We start from the raw sequence: 20,776 nt of genomic DNA on the forward strand, positions 1-20,776 counted from the left end.
TAGACAGTAGATGGGGCGCGATTATCGTGCCCCTTTTCGTTTAACGTATCTCTTGCATTTCTCGTAAACTGCGCAGTTTTTCTTGCAGTCGTTTTTGCCGCTTATTGGCCAATACATACCACACCGCCATACCCCCACTTATTGTTAGAACAATAAATATATTTCGGATTATTTTCTCATCGCTTAGGGCACCATAAAAATACCGTTCAGTGAAAAACAAACACATGCAAAGGGATGCAAGCCACGTTGAGTGCTTAGTGATAAAAGCAATGCGAACATTGTTCTCGATTTGCTTAATAAGATGCGTTACATGGCAGTGGGTTTGGTCTGCGCGATAAAACGCTGCAATTCGCCGCAGCCATAACTGGTATACCAACATGGGTAAAGCGACCGCCAACATAATAGCTTGAAATGCTTGTGAAGCGGGGGAAAAATCATCCCAAAAACGGTATAGCACATACAGTAGGGGTAGCACTGCGCTGCAATCCAATAACATGAAAAGACGTTGCTTGCGCCTTTCACTGACTAAACTTTGTTTTATCTGTGCGAGATCAACAGAAGCAACAGGCTGCGCTTGCCATAATTTAGCAAGATCACGATTTTGATTATCCACGAGAAGCTCCTTGCATTACGCTCTTCTTAGCGCGCTTTAATATTACCCCCACATGACTTTTGCTAAGCCCGCATACGTCGGCTATTTCATCGTAAGATAGCCCCTCTAGCGAAAGCGTAAGTACTTGGCGAGGTTTAAGGGGCAGTTGCCTTACTGCCTCTAAAAGTTGCTGTAGTGACTGATGTTGACTGGTTACCGTTTCAGGCGAATGCTGGGTACTGATATAACTATCACTCGAGTCATCATAGTGCGCCGTATCTACACGCTTAACTTGGTTTGCTACATGGGTTACGGCACGGTTATGGGCGATACGCAAGATATAGGTTTTCACGCTACTACTGCCTTCGAAACGTGATAAACCTTGCCACACTGCAATTGCTATTTCCTGCAATAACTCTTGTTGCATTGCATCATTCGCTTCGTAACTATTGGCTACCCGGCCTAGCAAGGCGCCATATTGTGCGAAGACTGCTTCGAACTCCTGTCCCACTCATTTTCCTTTTTATTGCTAAATCGCTATCTAAAGTTCGAACTTTAAAGATAGGCGTAAAGCGCTACGGGATTACCCATCATTCATAATCAATTAGTCAGATGAAACAATAAAATATTACCAACTCGGTGTAATTTATTTTAAAAACCGAAGACTGAAGGAGTGGATAGCGCACTATTTGGAGGCAAAAAATGGCGACTCTCAGTTTGGTACTGTTAATGACAAGCGTGGTATCTATCGCGTTGCTAGCAAGTTACTTAGATGCAAAGTTTCAATGGCATCCAGTTCGATTACAGGAACAACTGAAGCAAAAAGATACGCAAATTGCCTCTCTACAGGCACACATTGAAATACTAGAAGCTAGCATCACCGAACTGGATTACCCGCTAAACAACAACCATTAACACGCGGTAGTTTATGCTGTAATAAAGTTGTTTAAATGTTTAACCACAATATCGAGCAATCGTTGCCGTGATGCCAACGCGCCCCAAGCGTTATGAGGAGAAATCAGCAAGTTAGGCAGCCGTGCTTGCATTAATGGATGATCTTTCGGCGGGGGTTCAACACTGAGGACATCAAGCCCGGCGCCCCCTATTTGTCCTTGTTTAAGCGCAGTTAACAACGCATTTTCATCAATTAACCCGCCCCGGGCCGTATTTACAAGAATACTGCTAGGTTTCATTAACCCTAATGTTTGAGAATTGATAATGTGCTTATTGTCGTCGGTTAGCGGGCAATGCAAAGTCACCACATCAGCACTAGGTAGCAATGATGCTAAAGAAGGGCGAGGATCGTCTTTTTTGCCAGGGCGCGCAGCGATACTTACTTGCATACCTAGCCCAGTTAATAAATGCTCAACGCGCTTGCCCAATTCACCATGACCTAATATCACCGCATGTTTGTCGGCTAGCTGGGTAATGGGAAAGTCTAATAAGCAAAAATGAGAAGATGTACTCCATGCACCTTGTGTAACCTGCTGCTGATAACGGGGAAATTGGGTAGCCAAATTCAAAATAAGCATAAGGGTATGCTGGGCCACGCTGTCAGTGCCATAACCTTCGACATTTTGAACTTTGATATTGTTTGCGTTACAAAAATCCAAGTCGATATTGTTCATGCCGGTGGCGGTTACGCCAATATACTTTAGGTTTACAGCCGTTTTAAGTGCCGCTTCATCAAGGACTACCTTATTAACTAAAACAAAGTCAGCGTGCTCGATTCGCGACTTAACCTCCTCAGGCCCCGTAGTTGGATAGCAGGTAAGAGAAACCGCGAGTTGATTTAGCGCTGTGCAGTTAAGTGAGTCTAACTGTAAGGTTTCTGCATCAAGAAATACCCCTTGTGGCTTAGACATTTTCAATACTCTCATCAAAGATAGACATTAAAGCCTGCTTTGTATGGGCCGGAATGGGAATAGCGCGGTCTGTACGCCGGTCAACAAATACATGTACAAACTGTCCATGTGCCACTCGACGTTTGCCCTCGCCAGCATAAACACTTAGCCCATAAGTAACCGAACTTCTACCAACCTTAATTACCCGTAGCCCCACATATATAGTATCAGGGTAGGAAGCGGGTGAGATATATTGACACTGACTACTCACCACATACGCCACTGCATTGCCATCATGAATATTCAACCCGCCTTGCTCTATTAAGAAACTGTTTACTGCCGTGTCGAAAAAGCCGTAATACATGACATTATTAATATGGCCATAGGCATCGTTATCCTGCCAACGTGTAGAGATGTCAATGTGGTAGGGGTAGTCGTTCAAAGAAGGAGTAATGTCTGTCATATGTGGCCGTTTCCTATGATTAGTTAAATGAGTACCAAGTCGTCACGATGCACCGCAACACGCGTCGACTCGTAGCCAAGTACAGCGGCTATATCCGCCGATTTTTTACCTTTTATCTGTAACAAATCGCGGCTGTTGTAGAGCGAAAGCCCTTTTGCGACAACCTGGTTGTTACAGCAAATCTCTACTGCATCTCCTTGGTTAAACTCACCCTTTATCTGCTTAATTCCCGACGGCAGCAATGATGCTCCTTTGTGGGTTAGCGCGTGTTTCGCCCCTTCGTCTATGTGTATTACACCACATGTTGTTAGGGTGTGGGAGAGCCATAAACGACGTGCTTTTTTAGGCGACCCATTAGCAGTAAATAAGGTACCAGGCACTTCACCACGTAGTAATGCGTCGAACGTTTGCCCTTTTTTCCCATTAACGATAAGGGTTTGAATTCCACTTTGGGTGCTTTTCTGCGCCGCTTGTATTTTAGTGCGCATGCCGCCGGTACCTACCGATGTACCTGCGCCACCTGCGAGGGCATAAATACTATCATCAATATGTTCGACCTTAGGGATCAGCTTTGCGTCGCTATTTTTACGCGGATCGGCTGTAAATAAGCCGTCAATGTCAGAGCAGATAATAAGCGTATCGGCTTGCGCAACTAGTGCGGTGTAGGCGGCTAAATTGTCATTGTCACCCACCTTTAATTCATTCACTGCTACTGTGTCATTTTCATTCACAATGGGCAATGCATGATGTTTAAGAATTTCTCTCAACGTGTTTTTGATATTCACATAGCGGGTTCTATCGCGCAAATCATCCGCGGTTAGCAATATTTGAGCACAGGGGAAATCGAAAAAACGTTGCCAGTTTGCCATCATTTTCATTTGGCCAATAGCAGCCATGGCCTGCTTTTCCGCGATAGAGGCGGGATGGTGGACGGTGACTTTACTGCGGCCAGCGGCAACGCTACCAGATGAGACTAAAATCACCTCTTTCCCAGCAAGGCGGGAAGCAGTAATAAATCGAGCAAGTTCAAGCAGATATCGGCCGCTGCATTGATCCCCTTCAGGTGCGATCAATGCACTTCCTACTTTAATGACAGCGCGCTGCCACGAAAAACAGTTCATAGGTAATTCAAAGAAATGAAGAGTACAGCAAGAATACGACAGTTAAGGCGCGAAACAAACGGTCTGTTACACTTTTTTTGCGCCCAAACAGGGGTAGTTTACGTTCAAAAGCTAGGATTCGATAAGTGACGCTTATATACTATGAGGCTTATTTATACTAATAAGTAGATAGGAAACTGCATGAGAAAGCACAAACGACACCTCCTCTGGGTTGCCCCCGTGTTGTCAATGCTGATTTATTTACCCTTCGCTAGCGCCGCTATTAAACAAACAAAAGGCGATTTTGAAGATAAATTCCGTCAGCTTGATGAAGTACTTCCCACCCCGAACGTATATAGAAATGCTGCCGGTGAGCCAGGTCACGAGTACTGGCAACAGCAAGTAGATTATAAAATTGATGTTAAGCTGTTAGAAGGCAAACGTCGCATTGAGGCAAGTGAAACAATCACTTACCACAACAACTCTCCAGATACCCTAAAGTATCTTTGGATACAGCTAGACCAAAACAAATTCCGTGACGACTCAATGTCGGCGCTTACAACCACATTTGGTGGCATCGGAAACCGTGGTCCAGCGACACAATCTGCTAGCGGTAGTAAACCAGCTAAGCTAAGTATGGGCGCCCTTCGTCGTCAGCAGTTTGTAGAAGATAATGAACTGGGCTACACCATTTCTCGCGTGGAAAATAAATCTGGCACCGACCTTCACCACGTAGTGGTGGGTACCTTAATGCGTGTGGATTTAGCTACGCCGCTTAAGCCTGGTAAAAAAGTTACCTTTGACATCGACTTTGCCTTTAACATCGTAGAAGAAGATGCCGTATCTGCCCGTGCAGGTTATGAGCACTTCCCAGATGACGAGCGTGAAGGCGGCAATGATATTTTCTTGCTAGCACAATGGTTCCCTCGTTTAGCTGCGTATACCGATTATGAAGCGTGGACCAATAAAGAGTTTATTGGCCGAGGTGAATTCACCTTAGAATTTGGTAACTACGAAGTCGATATTACAGTACCTGCGGATCATGTTGTTTCAGCTACTGGTGTTCTGCAAAACCCAAGAGATGTATTGACTAAAACTCAACGCGATCGCTTGAAAAAAGCAGAAACGGCAGAGCGTACCGTTTTTGTTGTTACCCCTGAAGAAGCCATTGAAAACGAAAAAGAAGGTACAACTAAGCTTAAAACATGGCGTTTTAAAGCCGACAATGTACGTGACTTTGCGTGGGCTTCATCGCGTAAATTTGCATGGGACGCGCGCGGTTATCAGCAAGGTGGCGACACGCAACCTCTCGTTATGGCGATGTCATTCTACCCGAAAGAAGGGGGTGAGCTTTGGCAGAAGTACTCTACTGAGTCAATTATTCACACCATGGATGTATACAGCCGTTTCAGCTTCGATTACCCCTACCCAGTAGCCCAATCGGTGAATGGTCCGGTAGGCGGCATGGAATACCCCATGATCACCTTTAACGGCCCGCGTACAGAGCTTCGTGATGACGGCTCTCGTACTTACTCACTGGCTGAGAAACGTTTCCTTATTGGCGTAGTTATTCACGAAGTAGGTCACATCTACTTCCCTATGACAGTAAACTCTGATGAACGCCAATGGACGTGGATGGATGAAGGTCTAAACAGCTTCCTTGATGGCGTAGCAGGTCGAGAGTGGGATCCAAATATTCCATGGGGTGTTGAGCCACGCGATATTACGGGTTATATGAAATCACAAACCCAAGTGCCAATTATGACACAGTCTGACTCTGTGCTTCGTTTAGGCCCTAACGCCTATACTAAGCCAGCTGTGGCACTAAATATCTTGCGTGAAACTATCTTAGGTCGTGAGCTATTCGATTTTGCATTTAAAGAATATGCACAACGTTGGATGTTTAAACGTCCTACACCATCTGATTTTTTCCGCACTATGGAAGAAGCATCAGGTGTTGACCTTGATTGGTTCTGGCGCGGTTGGTTCTATACCACAGACCACGTAGATATCAGTATAGATAGCGTATACAAGCTTCGTTTAAACACCGAAGATCCAGATATCGACTTCGCCCGTGAACGTGCCGCTGAACAGGATAAGCCTAAGTCCCTAACTGTTACTCGCAATGAAGAGGAAGGCAGAAGACTATGGGTTGATCGCTTTGAAGATATCAGCGATTTTTACGACGAAAACGATCGCTACACAGTAACTAACAAAGAGCGCAATAAGTATAAGAAGTTCTTAGAAAAGCTTGAGCCTTGGGAGCGTGAAGCCTTCGAACGTGCAGTACGTGAAGACAAAAATTATTACGTACTTAACTTCAGTAACCTAGGTGGTTTGGTAATGCCTATTATCCTAGAACTTACCTATGAAGATGGCACTAAAGAAGAAATGCGTATACCTGCTGAAATTTGGCGTCGTACGCCTAAAGCAGTGAGCAAGCTTATCGTTACCGAAAAGAACAGAGAACTGGTTAGCGTAACGGTTGACCCTCACTGGGAAACAGCGGATGTGGATGTGGAAAACAACCACTATCCTCGTCGTATCATTCCATCGCGCGTTGAAGCTTATAAGTCTAAGCCTCGTAACACGTACGAATATCGCGATTTGATGAACGATGTGAAAACTGAGCTAGATACCGATGATGAGGAAGGTGATGACAACTAAGTTATCAACTTCTACGAAGCAGCTGAGCATTTTTGCTCTGCTGCTTTTCACCATCGCGTTCAGCCTACTTAATAGTGCTGCTCAGGCGCACCAGATTAAAGCGGCTATTACTACTGTGCTGTTTAACCCTCGCACAGAGAACATTGAGGTTATGCATCGCTTTAATTTGCATGACGCCGAACATGCCGTTAAAGCCTTATTTAACAAAAGCGCTGATATCATCGACGATGAAGAAACACAGGCTGACTTTGCTGACTATGTCGCCAAGCACTTTGCTCTTTTAAACAGTGAAGAAGAAGCGCTTGATTTAAGCTTAGTAGGCTACGAAGTTGAAGGTAAGCATTTTTGGGTATACCAAGAAACCGCTCAACCGCCTGCGCTTGATGGGCTTAAAATCCGCCATGACGCATTACGTGATCTTTGGCCATCACAAGTTAACACCATTAACGTAGAAGGTAACGGGCCGTTAAAAACCCTTACTTTTACCGATAATGTAACCTTGCTTGAAGTGGGTTTTAACAACGACCATCATTAAGTCTGTAAGGTGACCACAGTGCGTCACCTTGCTTCTTTTCTTATCTATCCTTTTTGTTATCTAGTCCTGAAGTCTTATTTTATTTTCTTGTTTCTTTTCCTAATGTAGTAAGAGTTAACGACAAAAAGCGACTTCGTATGCCAAACAATACACCTGTAACCCCGACTATAAACCCTAACCAAATTATCTGGGTGCTGTTAAGCGGCGCGATGGCGCTTACCTTTATCGTAATGTTATTTCTTCCACAAAGCGGCGCTGGAGAAGGTATGGTAGCTACTTACTCCTCAATGCTATGGTGCGGCATATTTGGTGCTACATTAATGCGATACCTAGCTCGTAGTGGCTGGGTGGGCTTCGCCATGGGTAGCGCACTTGGTTTCTTCATCCATCTGATATCGCAAGTTTTTTAATAATTACCAAATAAAACGTATACATCCACTACCCGTGCAGTTACGTATAAGTAACCATTACTGACGTTCTAAGAAACCATAAAATTGTGCCTATGAGTGAAGACAATGACGATAATCGTAAAGGCGAGAAGCCTTTACGTAAAAATAGCGCGGTACCTTCCTCTCGGTTTCGTAGGGTAAGTAGGTTAGGCGCACTGGCCACGCAAGTAGCGGGAAATGTGGTTGCGAATGGGGCAGGGCAATGGCTCAAAGGGCAGCGACCGGCGTTATCCTCACTTATCCTTACCCCCAAAAACATCTCCAACATTGCCAATCAATTGGCGAGTATGCGCGGTGCTGCTATGAAGTTAGGGCAGCTAATATCAATGGACAGTGGCGACTTTCTACCGCCAGAATTGGCCAGTATTCTTGCGCGCTTAAGGGATGATGCGGACCCTATGCCGAAAAGCCAATTAGTAGACACCTTAGATGAAGCTTGGGGGGCCGACTGGCAAAACACCTTACTCTACTTTTCGTTCGCGCCTGTGGCCGCTGCTTCCATCGGGCAAGTGCATAAGGCCATAACATTAGACGGCAAAATACTGGCTATTAAAGTGCAGTATCCAGGCGTAAAAGAAAGTATAGATAGCGATATTGATAATGTCGCCAGCCTAATAAAATTATCTGGGTTAGTGCCGGCTTCGGTAGATCTCAATACCTTGCTCACCCATGCTAAGCAACAGCTTCATGAAGAAGCCGACTACCAAAGAGAAGCAAAGATGCTGGTGCGCTATAAACAGGCACTCGCGAAAGAACACGCCAAGGTTAATTCGCTGTTTGTCGTACCAGAGGTTTACGCGCCATTAACCACTGCAAAGGTACTGGCCATGGATTTTGTTAATGCCGCTCCCCTTGATGTATTACAACAAGAAGATCAGCAAACCCGAGACATAGCCATGACCGCTCTAATGACGCTATTCTTTAAAGAAGTCTTCGATTTTCGCTTATTGCAAAGTGACCCAAACTTAGCAAATTACCAATTTGATACAAAAACCAAGCAATGGGTGTTGTTAGACTTTGGCGCCACCCGCGAAATTCCTGAGGCAATAGCTGAAGCTTATCGTAAGTTGCTTATTAGCGCTGCCCATAATGACACATCCGCCATGTTAAAAGCTGCGCTATCTATCGGCCTTGTAACGCAAAAGCATAGCGACACACAACAACAGGCAGTGGTTGATATAGGGATGGAAGCCTGTGAAGCAATAAGGTGGCAGGGGCCTTATGATTTTGGCCAAACCGACTTAATATTACGGCTCCATGAAAAGGGCATGGCGCTGACCGCAGAGCACGATTTTTGGCACACGCCCCCTGCTGATGCGCTTTTCATACACCGTAAACTTGGCGGGCTATACTTACTGGCTAAGCGCCTTCAAGCTAGGATAGATATGCGAGAGGCAGCCAAACCATGGTTGGTAGAACGTGGCTAAGGCTAATAAGGCAATGTCATGCTAAAGGGCAAGGCCATTTGCTCAAGGCTTTTAGGGGGGTTGCCAATCATTTCGTCATAGGGCGTATCGTGCTTCATGACCGCGTTTTTTACGTGACAGTGGGCAAACGCTTCGCGAATATGGCCGGCGCTAAAAAAGCGCATTGGTGTACCTTTGTGCTCGTCATAGAGCATACCGCTGTTGCCGCCTATCTGAAGAAAAATCAAATAAATATTCATCTCATATGACTGTACTTCGAGATAGTCAATGGTGGTAGATGCCTTACTGATATCGCCGAACTTAAACTTGTGCATCGTCATTTTATGCAGTCTCAGTTTTTTGTTTAAATACGCGAAGCCCAGGTTTCAGGTTCAACAATGGTTTAACACAGCGAGAGGGTAAAAAGAAAATGGGTTATCAGAAACATAGTGCTCTTTATAGTTGTGATTATTGCTTGCCTTGATAGTGTTATAGCTGAGCGCCAAAAATAGGGTTAAGTGGCTATAATTAAAGTAAGAACCGATCGAAAAGTGACACCAATACGTTTAAATAACGTCTTAATAAAGGAAATACGCGGCAAGTAGTATATTTCTCTTGCTTGATATTCAAATATTCGGTGTTATCTCTGATAGTATTAAGGAAAGGACAAATTTTTCAGCGGAGACATTATGAGCGAAACGTCAGAAAAACGTACGTTAGTTCCCCACTTTGTAATTATTGGGGCAGTTATTGTGGTCATATTGGCCATCATTTTTTGGCCTTCCGAAGAAGAAACGCCGGTGGCGCCAGAACCAGAAGTGGTTCAGCCTGAACTTGAAGTTCCTGAGGAGCCAGAGGTATTTGAACCCCGTACCACACCCCCGCCTGTAGAGCTTGAGGAAAAGGATGAAGTAGAGCCTCTTCCTGAGCCAGAACCCTCAGAACCCGAGCCACTTGATGTAAGCGACCCTGCGGTAAAAGCATCGTTGCGTGATATTTCTACCGCCGACGACAATATGGTAAACCGTATTATTGTTAATGTAGGCTTACTACAACGCTTTGTGGTTACTGTGACTAACCTGGCAAATGATGAAATGGCGCCAAACCAATCGTTATTAACACCGCCAGAGCAATCTTTTAGGGTATATTCCCAAGCGGGGAAACAATGGATTGATGCAGCAAGTTATAAACGCTACACCCCCTATGTGGATATGTTGGAGTCCTTCGATAATCAGGCGTTACTTAGTGTATACAACACCTACAAAGAAGATGTACAAGCTAAGTTTGCTGAAATAAGCGATAGCCCTAACAGAGACTTTAATAGTGTACTGCTTGAAGCCATTAACCAGTTACTCGATACCCCTGAGGTACCGGTACCTGTAGAAGTGTATACTGACTCTGTAGCCTATAAGTACTCTGATGCCCGCTTAGAAAATTTAAACGAGCCACAGAAGCAACTGCTTCGCACCGGGCCCGACAACATGCGCAGAATTAAAGCGAAACTGCGCGAATTGAAAGCGTTAATTGAATCCGATGGATCTCAATAGATTTCAACAACAACTTAAGGGCACGTCGGATGCGGCGCGCCCTCTTCCGCCAGTTGATAAGTGGGATCCCCCGTTTTGTGGCGATATTAATTTGACTATTGCGCTGGACGGACGTTGGTTTTACGAAGGCAGCCCTATAGGAAGAATAAGTTTAGTACGTTTATTTGCATCGGTGTTAAAGCGTGAAGGTGATAATTACTACCTTGTTACTCCGGTAGAAAAAGTAGGCATTAAGGTAGAAGATACGCCATTTTTGATTACCGAGTGGCATAAAAAAGATGACACCTTGGTGCTTGTTACACAAACAGGGGATGAGATCCCATTGACCAGTAGCGCGCAACTTGAGCTACGTACTCCACCACCTGCTATCAGCGATGACAAGGCCACGCCCATCCCCTATATCTGCGTACGACGTAATTTATGGGCGCGCTTGCACCAAAATACCTACTATCAACTATTATCCCACGCCAACGAGGCCCACACACAACAGGCAGAAGGTGGCGATATTACCCGCTTTACTATCCGCTCTGGCCAGCAGGAATTCGTGATTGGCGAAGTCGCTGACTAAGGCTAATTTTACTCCCCCGTTTGATAGTTTCAATAAACACCTGTTAGCACAGAAAAAGAGGGTTTATTTGCGTTCCCCTTGCCGCTCTTCTACATTAACTGTTCGTCTATTCACCAATCAAAAGAAAAATATCATGAAAAAGACACTAGTTACATTAGGCGTGGTGGCGGTTTCTACAGCCCTTGCAATAACGGCCCAAGCCGCAACACTTATTCACGCAAAAGACGTATTTACTGGCACCTCGGATACCCTTAGATCTACCGTCACCATTGTGGTTGAAGGGAATAAAATTAAAGCCATTGAAAATGGTTTTCTTCAACCTAGCGATGGCGATACCGTTATTGATTTAAAAGACGCCACTGTTATGCCGGGGCTAATGGATATGCATGTTCATTTATCTACCCAATTTGGCGGGCCGCAAACTTATTTAGATCGTTATTCGCTTAATGAGGCTGACTTTGCATTACGCGCTGCACACTATGCAAATACTACACTACAAGCGGGTTTTACTACTGTACGCAACCTAGGGGATGGGCATTATGAAACTGTCGCCCTACGCAATGCTATTAATCGAGGCTACGCGACCGGGCCGCGTATCTACACGGCGGGAAAGTCTATTGCAACCACAGGTGGGCATGCCGACCCTAGCAACGGCATCTCCCACCTTCTGCGCCCAGATGTAGGCCCTAGAGAAGGCGTAGTAAATGGAGAAGTTGATGCCCGTGAAGCCATTCGCTCGCGCTACCAAGATGGCGCAGATCTTATTAAAATCACCGCAACCGGCGGCGTGCTTAGCGTGGCAAAAAGTGGTCAAAACCCCCAGTTCATGGCTGATGAATTAAGCGCCATTGTAGAAACCGCCGACGACTATGGCATGACAGTGGCTGTACATGCCCATGGCAAAGAAGGGATGAAACGGGCGATAGTGGCAGGGGTTGATTCAATTGAGCATGGCACCTATATGGATGATGAAATTCGTGACTTGATGAAACAACACAGTACCTACTATGTACCTACCATTATGGCTGGAAAGTTTGTTGCCGATAAAGCAAAAATAGATGGTTACTTCCCCGATCTTGTGCGCCCCAAAGCCGCAGCAATAGGGCCACTTATTCAAAACACCTTCAAAAAAGCACATAGAGCGGGCGTAAAAATTGCTTTTGGTACTGATAGTGGTGTCTCAGCGCATGGCGATAATGCACAGGAATTTGCTCTTATGGTAGAGGCGGGAATGTCTCCCGCCGATGCGATATTAAGTGCCACCGTAAATAGCGCAGACCTACTAGGCATAAGCGATACACTAGGAACACTAGAGCCCGGGAAGCTTGCCGACATAGTGGCAGTTAAGGGCGATCCATTAAAAGATATAGGGTTGCTTGAGCAGGTATCGTTTGTAATGAAGGATGGCAAAGTTTACAAACAATAGGTAAAAGGGTTACATGGCACTGGGAAAAAAGCTAAAGCGAAAAACACGCCAACTGGTTGACTCAAAACACATGCTAACGGGTATGACCCTAGCTTCATTTTTAGAATCAACCATTGTTCCCGTGCCCTTAGAGGCCGTAATGGTGCCGCTAATGCAAGCGAGACGCGACTGCTTGTGGCGAATTGCGCTTGTCGCCACCCTAGGGTGTATTTTAGGTGCTGTTTTCGGCTACGCCTTAGGCTATTACCTCTTTGACTTAATCGGTGAGTGGGTAATAGATACCTTCTTTAGCGAACAACAGTTTGATAACGTAAAACAGCAGATGCAGAACCAAGGTTTTTGGTTTGTAATGACCCTAGGAATAGCGCCCATACCATTTCAAGTCGCCATGTTGGCCGCTGGCGCCACACAATATTCTTTAGGGCTGTTTTTATTAGCAACTGCGATTGCGCGGGCCATCCGCTACTTCGGCTTGGCCATAGTTGTGTATTACACCGGTGAACGCGCCGAACAACTCATTAAACGTTATAAGATGCGCGCCATTCTCGCGCTATCGCTATTAGTTGTACTAATCTGGTGGGGGGCAAATCAATTTAGCGGTTAAATTGAGGGTCTCGATAAAATGCATCGTTTTTTTGAACTTTACATTTGATAATGATTCTTATTTGCACTAATGTAGTATTTAGGAGGTGCAAATATGAAAACACACCATTTATGTCCCGTTTATCGCAAGTGGTTACAGCTTAACCCTATGATTGCCCGGGCGCATCGCAGTGCCCTGCAAAACCAGACACAGCAGGCACATATAAAAGGCGATACGCAGGAAGCGAAGCGTTTAGGCTATCAAACCTTTGAAGCAGCGAAGGTTATTATAACTGCGCTTCAGCCGGTATTGCCGGATAGGGTTAAGCCCATACATGAAGATATTTTAGCCTTCGGTACCATGGGCATGTACTTGGCCACCTTGCTTATTAAGAATGATGAAATTAAAGAAGCTCACCGTGTTCTTCAAGAATCTCAGCAACAGCTACTGGCTATTTTGCCTTTGCATGCCACAACCCCCACGGTATGTAGGCTAATTGCCACCCTACAGCAATCTCTTGAAACGGGTAGCCAACACCTTCTTAGCAAAAAGCGTCAAGGACAACTCCCTTCAATATGCCCCCAGCTTGCTTCTGCAAACGTACATTAGTAATACAACGAGGATGCAAAAAATGGCAACTAAATCGAGCGTTAACAGTAACGATTTCATATCAGTCAACGTAAAAGCCTCGGTGCTTCGCAAAATGTTAAGTGGTCGGAATATTCATCTCACCGATATCCACTGCTCGTGCACCCATAGCAAACAGCAGTTACAACAACTGCTATTACAAGCCTTAAGCGAAGAAGAGCACTAACAGAAAATTTACGCTGCAATGGACTAAAGTGGTTTAAATCTTGATTACCTAATAACGTATTTATTATTAGGAGAAGAGGAATGTCGTCATCCACAAATTGGCTAAATGTGATTGCTAGCGTGGGCTACAGCGCGAAAACCGTGATGTATTCACTGCTTGGTTTGTTCATCCTTTCCTCTGTAATAACTGCCGCTGAACGTGAAAAAGCCACACAGAAACACGTTTTTGAAACCCTCCAATCCCAACCTTTTGGCAAAGCACTATTATTTGGCCTTATTGTCGGGCTAGTTTGTTATGCATTGTGGCGCTGGCTACAAGGCTTTTTAAATACCGAGTCGTTACAAATGGACAAGGCGAAAGACATCGTGATGCGAGGTTTTTTGTTTATCTCAGGTTTATTTTATTTTGCGGCGGCTTACCTAGGAGTAAGAGTCCTGATGGGCACCGACCAGAAAAGTGGTGGGTCGAGCAGTGAGGATGTAAGTCAACATCTTATGCAGTACGAATGGGGAATATTACTCGTCGCCGCAATAGGCGCAGCTATTATTACGTTCGCCTTTATACAATTCAAACACGCCTACACGGCAGATTTTTTGAAAAAGTTTGAGCAACACCGGTTAACAGGAACGCATCGACAAGCGACGAAAACGGCTGGCCGAATAGGCTATTTCGCGCGTGGGGTAGTGTATTTATTCGTGGGCAGCTTTTTCGCGCTTGCTGCGTATCAAAGTGACCCATCTGAAGCTGGAGGGTTACAAAAATCACTGACCACATTAACCCAACAGCCCTTCGGGTTATACCTTTTAGCTGCCGTTGGTGCAGGGTTCGTCATGTTTGGGGTTTATTGTGGGTTTGAAGCCAGGTATCGTCGAACGTAGCCTACGCAATTGGCGTAACCTTGCGTACACCTTGTAGAAATAGATATAAAAGGGCGTTAGCTAACGCCCTTTTTAATCACATATTGATACGGCATGTTTTCGGTTTGTGCGGCAATAAGGGTGTGCTCCATAAACCGACAAAAACTAGGAATGTCCCTAGCAGTAGAAGGGTCGTCTGCCACCACAGATAAGGTTTCACCTTCTGCTAATTTGCGTATTTCAAGGCGCACCATCATTACGGGTTCAGGGCATCGTAAACCCAGCGCATCAAGATGCGCGCTGGCGTCATCAAATAACGTTTGAATATCAGATGCCATAGCTCTCACGGTATGCGTTAATTCCGTTAATTTGCTCCTCGTGACCGCCTTTTTCCTTAAGGTAAGCCACTACGTCAGCAAGCGACACAATAGCGATAACCTGAGTATCAAAGTCGCGCTCTACCTCTTGAATTGCCGACAGTTCACCCTTGCCACGCTCTTGTCTGTCTAGCGCTATTAGCACACCTGACAAGCTAGCTTGTTGTTGCTCGATAAGCGCCATAGATTCACGAATAGCAGTACCGGCGGTAATAACATCGTCCACCAGCATTACCCTGCCGCTAAGGGGGCTTCCCACTAAATTGCCACCCTCGCCATGAGTTTTCGCTTCCTTACGGTTGAAACAATAAGGTACGTCTTGGCCGTGGCTATCGGCTAACGCTACCGCTGTAGTGGTAGCAATAGGTATACCTTTATAGGCCGGGCCAAACAATACGTCAAATTCAACGCCCGCATCAACCAAAGCATCTGCATAAAAGCGACCTAGCTTCGCCAAATCGCCCCCACGGTTGAATAAACCTGCATTGAAGAAATACGGGCTAACGCGGCCAGACTTTAACGTGAACTCACCAAATTTAAGCACCTCTCGGGCTATCGCAAATTCAATAAAATCGCGCTGGAACGCCTTCATGCTAACTCCTTATGCCAATGCTGCTTTTTGAATGTCGAACAATTCACGAAGACCGTGCTTCGCGATAGTTAGCATTTCATCTAGTTCTTGGAAATCAAATGGTTCGCCTTCAGCAGTACCTTGCACTTCGATAAGCTTACCGGTTTCCGTCATAACGATATTCATATCCGTTTCTGCTTCAGAATCTTCGGTATATTCTAAATCGGCAATAGGCGTGCCTTTGTAGATACCTACCGACAAGGCCGCGATCATATGTTTAAGGGGGTTAGCCTTCAGAATACCTTTTGCGCGCATGTAAGTAAGCGCATCAACTAACGCCACACAGGCTCCGGTAATAGACGCAGTACGTGTACCACCATCTGCCTGAATAACATCACAATCAAGCGTGATAGTATTTTCGCCAAGTAGCTTCAAGTCGACCGCTGCACGTAAAGAACGGGCTATTAAACGTTGAATTTCTAAAGTACGACCACCTTGCTTACCACGGGCCGCTTCACGACCGCTGCGTGTATGAGTAGCGCGAGGTAGCATACTGTATTCAGCGGTAATCCATCCTTTGCCTTGGCCTTTCATGAAGCGAGGAACACCTTCTTCAACCGTTGCGTTACATAGCACTTTGGTATTTCCGAATTCCACCAATACTGAGCCTTCAGCATGACAGGTATACTGACGAGTAATAGTAACTGGACGAATTTGACTGGCGGTTCTGCCGCTTGGACGCATAGTGTTCTCCACAACGTAAATGCATTAAATAGGGCATGTACATATACGCAACTGCGCTGCGTAAATGCCATAGGCCTTATGGTATTAAGAGACATAGTATACCCCACTAAGCGCACCTGTTAAAAACGAACTTTTAGCCTATTAACATAACGGTTTTCCCTAATTGTGCGCTACTATATGAAGAACGAGAACACCTGCCCGATCTGAACTAACCACAATGTGCACTGGCCCGTTGTTTTTGCAGGTTTTCACAATTTAATTTAAGGACACTTATGATTTACAGCATGACAGCGTTTGCCCGCGTAGAGACGAAAAAAGACTGGGGCTCTGCGGTTTGGGAAATCCGTTCGGTAAACCAACGCTTTTTAGAAACCTATTTTCGTTTGCCAGAACAATTTCGTTCACTAGAGCCTGTATTGCGTGAACGTTTTAGAAAAAAACTGGCCCGCGGAAAAGTAGAATGCGCGCTTCGCTTTACGGCCAACGATGCCGCTGTCACTAAACTAAGCCTTAATGAAGCACTCGCAAAACAAGTATTGCACGCCGCCGACTGGGTACAAGCCCATGGTCAATCCACCGGCGTAAACCCCCTTGATGTACTACGCTGGCCAGGCGTTATTGCTGCAGAAGAAGCAGACATGGACACCATACACACAGATGTAATGGCAGCGTTTGACCAAGCCTTAACCGATTTTATTAGTGCCCGCGCCACTGAAGGCGAAGCGTTAAAAGACATGATTATACAACGTTTAGATGCGATTGAAGTTGAAGCAGAAAAAGTAACTGCTCGGATGCCAGAAATAATGCAATGGCAAAGAGACAAAGTGCAAACCCGTTTTGAAGAAGCAAAGGTAGAGCTAGATGCGGGTCGTTTTGAACAAGAAATGATTATGCTAGCGCAAAAGGTAGATGTCGCCGAAGAGCTCGATCGCTTAAATACTCACGTAAAAGAAACCCGCAATATTTTGAAAAAAGGCGGGGCAGTGGGCCGCAGGTTAGATTTCATGATGCAAGAGTTTAACCGCGAGTCGAACACGCTAGGGTCTAAGTCTATTAGCACAGACATTACCCAATCAGCTGTTGAACTCAAAGTTTTAATTGAGCAAATGCGAGAGCAGATTCAAAACATCGAATAGGTTCCTGGGTAGAAAGTCACCCGTCCAAGAATGTCTTAGAAGCCCTGTTATTTGCTTGTAAATAAAGGGCTTTGTAATTTTTCCCGTCCAAATCGGTTTGCAGATGTCCGTGCAGCAAACGCCTGCACCTCTTCACGGAAGTGTTCAAAATCGAATTGAATCAACGGCACTCGCTCAACGTCATCATTATCGAAGTATTTTAACATCAGCTCAAAAGGCTCTGCCTATAGATCACTGTAGGTGGAATACGCCTGAAAGGACGTGGCGCTGATCTCAGCACGGCTTGAAATTGATCTGAGAGCTTGGCGTGCTTGAGCGTTTAAATACCCATCCAGACGCTCGAATTTATAGTATTGATATTCGCTCACGATGACCTTGCTATGTATTTATTGTGAATTGAAAAGTTTGTTTTAATAAAGGCAGTACCTGTACCGCTCTACCAACAGGTTTCGTGTTAAAATAACGTCTTGGGTCAATGGTCACAAACCCCCAAAACTGCAAAAATCGCTCAATAAATCGTGCTTCAATGAGCATGCTTAAGTTTCTTTCTGGCGAGAAGTAATCATCCGTAGGGAATGCCAGCAATAGATCAGGGAATGCTGTCATCACCTCTTTCACAAGCTGATCCACACTGTTGTGGCTTTGGATACGCCACAACATAAACAGCCAAAAGGTTCGCAGGTCGGCATCAAACTCAAAACCGTCCAAATAGCCCCAGTTATATTTGCTGATGGCAGCCTCTAACATAGGTTTGAAAAAAGTCTGTATGCCTAAAGCTTGATACTGCTTTTGCGCTGATTTTTTTACATGGTAGCGACCACTGCGCCGATAAATAATACCGCTAATTTCGGCAAGCACTCGGGTGTAATGCAAGGCATTAAACTTGTCTTCGTTGCTGCCGGCAAACTCACTGATGCTTATATCACGTTCGAATTGGGCAACAGCAAACTCAGGCAATAACTCACTGGCCTGTTTGACTAATTTAGCCGGTAAGTTACCTTTACTTGTGGCTTTGAAGGAGCCTTCTTGGGCCATGGCCTCATCAAGAATGAGCGCTAAATAGCGCATGACTGGGCTGGCTGCAAGGCTGTCTGGCGTACTGATTGTGACCCACTGTAATTCAGCAAAAGGCGCATACAGCCAATTGGCCATTTGCGTTGGCGTTACGCCACAAAAATCGGGATGAGGTTGATTATTGCGATCGTGCACTTTGTGCTGCAAGGCTGCGTTGAGTTCATCAATACTCAAATTTCGGTTCATTGCCAGCATGGTTTCAACATCATCGAAAACTTGGTCATGTTGCTTGGAAGCGCTGCCCATACAACAACGTTTAAATTTTTTACCACTGCCACAATGGCAAGGATCGTTACGACCGAGCTTCATAGCTGTCCCTTCTTATTGTTATAGAAAAAGCGCTGCATTTTCCTGTTTGCGCTGATCCAATGTCTTAGCAATCGCAGACACTGTTGTTTTACTGATCCCTTGCTGCTGTGCCAGATACGTAAATTGGCTGATGGCTTCTGCAACTTCTTCAATGACTTGCCTTGCCTTGCATCATTCCAATTCGAAAAGCCTGCACTGGTAGCAAGTTTTTGCATTACCTTAAGCGGTGGCGCTTTGCCATAACCTCCGAAAGCAGTGGCGTGTTCGTTGAATGGATGTGGGCTGTAGGTAACATCGTAAAAAGGTGCAGGCTCCCATTGACCGTCATCCTCGAGCAAAAACACCTTGGCGATTTTGCGCCAAGACCCCTACAGAAACCTGTTCACCTGAGCTTAACGTACGAGTTACAGTGAGTTTTTGAATGGGTTTAAAACTCATCTTTTAGCACCTCATCAATGCTGGTGGGCATAGCAGTGCGTTCTTTGCTCGGCTGTGTGAGTTGAAAGAGCCTATCTAGCGAATCAAGCGTCTGCCAAAGCAACAACAATTGGCGAAATGAAATTTGCCCAGTTAGCTCAAATTTCTTAATGGTGGCCGCAGGTACACAGCTTCGCTCAGCCAACGCAGCTCGTGATAGCTTTGCCTGCTTTCGTAACTCCCGTAAATAAGCCGCATAAGCTTGGCTTACATCGGTATCATCAAGTAAGGTAAAATTCATCCGCAACAACCAAATGGATACAATTATGTCCATTATAGCGCAGGAAAGCTAAAAATGGATATTATTGTATCTATTAGTGGATGGGGCGTTGAAAAAATTACTCAATAAAGCCCTTCAAAACTGCTATTTTTAGACCCTAACAGCAGCATAAAAACGGCACAGTTTTTCCGTAGTTTTAGCCAAGAAGCACCACTAAGATTTAGTAAAAGCCATAGGCAAATGGTGGGCAGTTTGGAGGGCAAACAGCCATTTTTGAACGGTTTCTTTTCGGTAAGCTATTGGGTTTATTATGGTCTAGGCCACTACTCAATGAGCAGATCCAGAATATTGAATAAAGCTCACTAGCGCTCAAAATAACTTACAACCAACTAAAAAACCTCGTTTTATAGCGAGGTTTTGTTTTTTATCGTTCCGTATTTTTTCATTCTGTTTCATCCAGTGGGTGAGTATTGTGGAGAGAACTTTTCCTTCCTTGTCTAAAACTACCTCTCGTAGAGACGCCGTTGACGCCCAACAAATTTAGCGTTATTCGTAAACTGAGTAGGTCAACTATCTGAAGTCTACTTTATGGGTAACAATCTGTAGACCTTAATGTCTACCATTTGAAGCTCAGGCTTTCCCTTCTATCAGAAAGTGATTGCTGATAGTACCCGCTTGGCGTGCGTGTAAATGGGGGAGATAGTCGGGGTCAGTCATAAACGACTTTGCTGATGCAACAGACGGCCATTCTATTATCGCGCGCACGGCGTCTTGGTTACCCTTACCTTCAAGAAATTCGTAATCATTGGAATTGGCTAGGTAAGTGCCGCCGTACTTCAAAACTATCTCACCTACACTTTCCATATATGCTGGTATCCAGCTGTCATCGTTAATGGTTACCTCTAACACTGAGTAAGCTTTCATTTGGCGGCGCTCCTAATAAATAATAACGTTAAGTAGAAACGCAAAGACTAACAGCTCAATGTATTTTGATAATATACCTTATTATTGAATGAG

The 20,776-nt window shown here is 45.1% G+C and carries 25 protein-coding genes and 2 pseudogenes; 13 read left to right on the forward strand and 14 right to left on the reverse strand.

The features are described from left to right. Positions 1-40 precede the first annotated feature (40 nt). Together GTH32_RS06350 and GTH32_RS06355 are read right to left on the reverse strand one after the other, a co-directional pair. The gene (locus GTH32_RS06350; protein ID WP_163084407.1) at positions 41-613 is read right to left on the reverse strand and encodes a hypothetical protein; all 573 of its coding nucleotides are present in this window, start codon (positions 611-613) and stop codon (positions 41-43) included. After that, positions 606-1,103 (reverse strand): sigma-70 family RNA polymerase sigma factor, encoded by a 498-nt coding sequence (locus tag GTH32_RS06355; protein ID WP_163084408.1) that lies wholly within the window; start codon positions 1,101-1,103, stop codon positions 606-608. Before GTH32_RS06355 ends, GTH32_RS06350 begins: the two co-directional genes overlap by 8 nt. A 191-nt stretch (positions 1,104-1,294) precedes the next feature. Here GTH32_RS06355 and GTH32_RS06360 point away from each other — a divergent pair, with 191 nt between their 5' ends. Beyond that, a complete protein-coding gene (locus GTH32_RS06360; RefSeq protein ID WP_163084409.1) occupies positions 1,295-1,507 on the forward strand; it encodes a hypothetical protein in 213 nt (70 codons plus the stop codon). A gap of 11 nt (positions 1,508-1,518) precedes the next feature. Here GTH32_RS06360 and GTH32_RS06365 read toward each other — a convergent pair whose 3' ends face one another. From GTH32_RS06365 to proB, 3 genes are read right to left on the reverse strand one after another with little or no spacing between them, the layout of a single operon-like run. Further along, positions 1,519-2,457, reverse strand: a complete 939-nt coding sequence (locus GTH32_RS06365; protein ID WP_246223168.1) for a D-2-hydroxyacid dehydrogenase — start codon at positions 2,455-2,457, stop codon at positions 1,519-1,521. Next, positions 2,450-2,899, reverse strand: coding sequence for an acyl-CoA thioesterase (locus GTH32_RS06370; RefSeq protein WP_163084411.1), 450 nt, complete (start codon positions 2,897-2,899; stop codon positions 2,450-2,452). Before GTH32_RS06370 ends, GTH32_RS06365 begins: the two co-directional genes overlap by 8 nt. Positions 2,900-2,922: 23 nt before the next feature. Then, positions 2,923-4,020 (reverse strand): glutamate 5-kinase, encoded by a 1,098-nt coding sequence (gene proB / locus GTH32_RS06375; protein WP_163084412.1) that lies wholly within the window; start codon positions 4,018-4,020, stop codon positions 2,923-2,925. A 180-nt stretch (positions 4,021-4,200) separates the two neighbouring features. On the opposite strand from proB, the gene GTH32_RS06380 reads away from it, so the two are divergent. From GTH32_RS06380 to GTH32_RS06395, 4 genes are all read left to right on the forward strand, one after another. After that, entirely contained in the window at positions 4,201-6,666 is a 2,466-nt protein-coding gene (locus tag GTH32_RS06380; RefSeq protein WP_203565393.1) for a M1 family metallopeptidase, read from the forward strand. Next, complete coding sequence (locus GTH32_RS06385) at positions 6,656-7,201, forward strand: DUF6702 family protein (protein WP_163084413.1); 546 nt, start codon at positions 6,656-6,658, stop codon at positions 7,199-7,201. The genes GTH32_RS06380 and GTH32_RS06385 overlap by 11 nt, the downstream gene beginning before the upstream one ends. Before the next feature lie 137 nt (positions 7,202-7,338). Next, on the forward strand, positions 7,339-7,611 hold the full coding sequence (locus GTH32_RS06390; RefSeq protein WP_163084414.1) for a hypothetical protein: 273 nt from the start codon (positions 7,339-7,341) through the stop codon (positions 7,609-7,611). A gap of 92 nt (positions 7,612-7,703) precedes the next feature. Further along, the gene (locus GTH32_RS06395; RefSeq protein WP_163084415.1) at positions 7,704-9,077 is read left to right on the forward strand and encodes an ABC1 kinase family protein; all 1,374 of its coding nucleotides are present in this window, start codon (positions 7,704-7,706) and stop codon (positions 9,075-9,077) included. 2 nt (positions 9,078-9,079) lie between these two features. On the opposite strand, the gene GTH32_RS06400 is transcribed toward GTH32_RS06395, so the two are convergent. Next, complete coding sequence (locus GTH32_RS06400; RefSeq protein WP_163084498.1) at positions 9,080-9,391, reverse strand: DUF6482 family protein; 312 nt, start codon at positions 9,389-9,391, stop codon at positions 9,080-9,082. 354 nt (positions 9,392-9,745) lie between these two features. Here GTH32_RS06400 and GTH32_RS06405 point away from each other — a divergent pair, with 354 nt between their 5' ends. The 7 genes from GTH32_RS06405 (at position 9,746) to GTH32_RS06435 (ending at position 14,872) form a co-directional block, all read left to right on the forward strand. After that, positions 9,746-10,603, forward strand: coding sequence for a DUF3014 domain-containing protein (locus tag GTH32_RS06405; RefSeq protein ID WP_163084416.1), 858 nt, complete (start codon positions 9,746-9,748; stop codon positions 10,601-10,603). Then, positions 10,590-11,171, forward strand: coding sequence for a DUF1285 domain-containing protein (locus tag GTH32_RS06410; RefSeq protein WP_163084417.1), 582 nt, complete (start codon positions 10,590-10,592; stop codon positions 11,169-11,171). The genes GTH32_RS06405 and GTH32_RS06410 overlap by 14 nt, the downstream gene beginning before the upstream one ends. Before the next feature lie 133 nt (positions 11,172-11,304). Then, positions 11,305-12,597 (forward strand): metal-dependent hydrolase family protein, encoded by a 1,293-nt coding sequence (locus GTH32_RS06415; RefSeq protein WP_163084418.1) that lies wholly within the window; start codon positions 11,305-11,307, stop codon positions 12,595-12,597. A 13-nt stretch (positions 12,598-12,610) separates the two neighbouring features. Beyond that, entirely contained in the window at positions 12,611-13,201 is a 591-nt protein-coding gene (locus tag GTH32_RS06420) for a YqaA family protein (protein WP_163084419.1), read from the forward strand. Positions 13,202-13,294: 93 nt separating this feature from the next. Continuing rightward, a complete protein-coding gene (locus tag GTH32_RS06425; RefSeq protein WP_163084420.1) occupies positions 13,295-13,789 on the forward strand; it encodes a hypothetical protein in 495 nt (164 codons plus the stop codon). Positions 13,790-13,811: 22 nt separating this feature from the next. After that, positions 13,812-13,994 carry a hypothetical protein gene (locus GTH32_RS06430; RefSeq protein WP_163084421.1) on the forward strand — a complete coding sequence of 61 codons (183 nt, stop codon included), beginning with the start codon at positions 13,812-13,814 and terminating at the stop codon, positions 13,992-13,994. Positions 13,995-14,074: 80 nt separating this feature from the next. Further along, positions 14,075-14,872 (forward strand): DUF1206 domain-containing protein, encoded by a 798-nt coding sequence (locus tag GTH32_RS06435; protein ID WP_163084422.1) that lies wholly within the window; start codon positions 14,075-14,077, stop codon positions 14,870-14,872. A 56-nt stretch (positions 14,873-14,928) separates the two neighbouring features. Here GTH32_RS06435 and tusA read toward each other — a convergent pair whose 3' ends face one another. From tusA to rph, 3 genes are read right to left on the reverse strand one after another with little or no spacing between them, the layout of a single operon-like run. Beyond that, positions 14,929-15,189, reverse strand: a complete 261-nt coding sequence (tusA, locus tag GTH32_RS06440; protein ID WP_163084423.1) for a sulfurtransferase TusA — start codon at positions 15,187-15,189, stop codon at positions 14,929-14,931. Then, positions 15,179-15,820: an orotate phosphoribosyltransferase gene (gene pyrE, locus GTH32_RS06445; RefSeq protein WP_163084424.1), complete on the reverse strand. Its 642-nt coding sequence runs from the start codon at positions 15,818-15,820 to the stop codon at positions 15,179-15,181. Before pyrE ends, tusA begins: the two co-directional genes overlap by 11 nt. Before the next feature lie 9 nt (positions 15,821-15,829). Then, positions 15,830-16,543: a ribonuclease PH gene (rph, locus tag GTH32_RS06450; RefSeq protein WP_044058578.1), complete on the reverse strand. Its 714-nt coding sequence runs from the start codon at positions 16,541-16,543 to the stop codon at positions 15,830-15,832. 272 nt (positions 16,544-16,815) lie between these two features. Between rph and GTH32_RS06455 the strand changes: the two genes are divergently transcribed. Next, entirely contained in the window at positions 16,816-17,679 is an 864-nt protein-coding gene (locus GTH32_RS06455; RefSeq protein ID WP_163084425.1) for a YicC/YloC family endoribonuclease, read from the forward strand. Positions 17,680-17,789: 110 nt separating this feature from the next. Here the strand turns inward: GTH32_RS06455 and GTH32_RS19710 are convergent. The 5 genes and pseudogenes from GTH32_RS19710 to GTH32_RS06480 all read right to left on the reverse strand — a co-directional run. Further along, positions 17,790-18,047: pseudogene (locus tag GTH32_RS19710) on the reverse strand (hypothetical protein); the annotation flags it as partial. A gap of 10 nt (positions 18,048-18,057) precedes the next feature. Next, positions 18,058-19,062 carry a YecA family protein gene (locus GTH32_RS06465; RefSeq protein ID WP_163084426.1) on the reverse strand — a complete coding sequence of 335 codons (1,005 nt, stop codon included), beginning with the start codon at positions 19,060-19,062 and terminating at the stop codon, positions 18,058-18,060. Positions 19,063-19,080: 18 nt separating this feature from the next. Then, positions 19,081-19,403: pseudogene (locus tag GTH32_RS06470) on the reverse strand (type II toxin-antitoxin system HipA family toxin); the annotation flags it as partial. 86 nt (positions 19,404-19,489) lie between these two features. Beyond that, entirely contained in the window at positions 19,490-19,780 is a 291-nt protein-coding gene (locus GTH32_RS06475; RefSeq protein WP_163084427.1) for a helix-turn-helix domain-containing protein, read from the reverse strand. Between the two features lie 609 nt (positions 19,781-20,389). Continuing rightward, positions 20,390-20,683 carry a DUF1330 domain-containing protein gene (locus GTH32_RS06480; protein WP_163084428.1) on the reverse strand — a complete coding sequence of 98 codons (294 nt, stop codon included), beginning with the start codon at positions 20,681-20,683 and terminating at the stop codon, positions 20,390-20,392. Between the last annotated feature and the right edge of the window lie 93 nt (positions 20,684-20,776).

The sequence above is a fragment of the Alteromonas profundi genome (assembly GCF_010500865.1).
In the GTDB taxonomy this organism is placed as follows: domain Bacteria; phylum Pseudomonadota; class Gammaproteobacteria; order Enterobacterales; family Alteromonadaceae; genus Alteromonas; species Alteromonas profundi.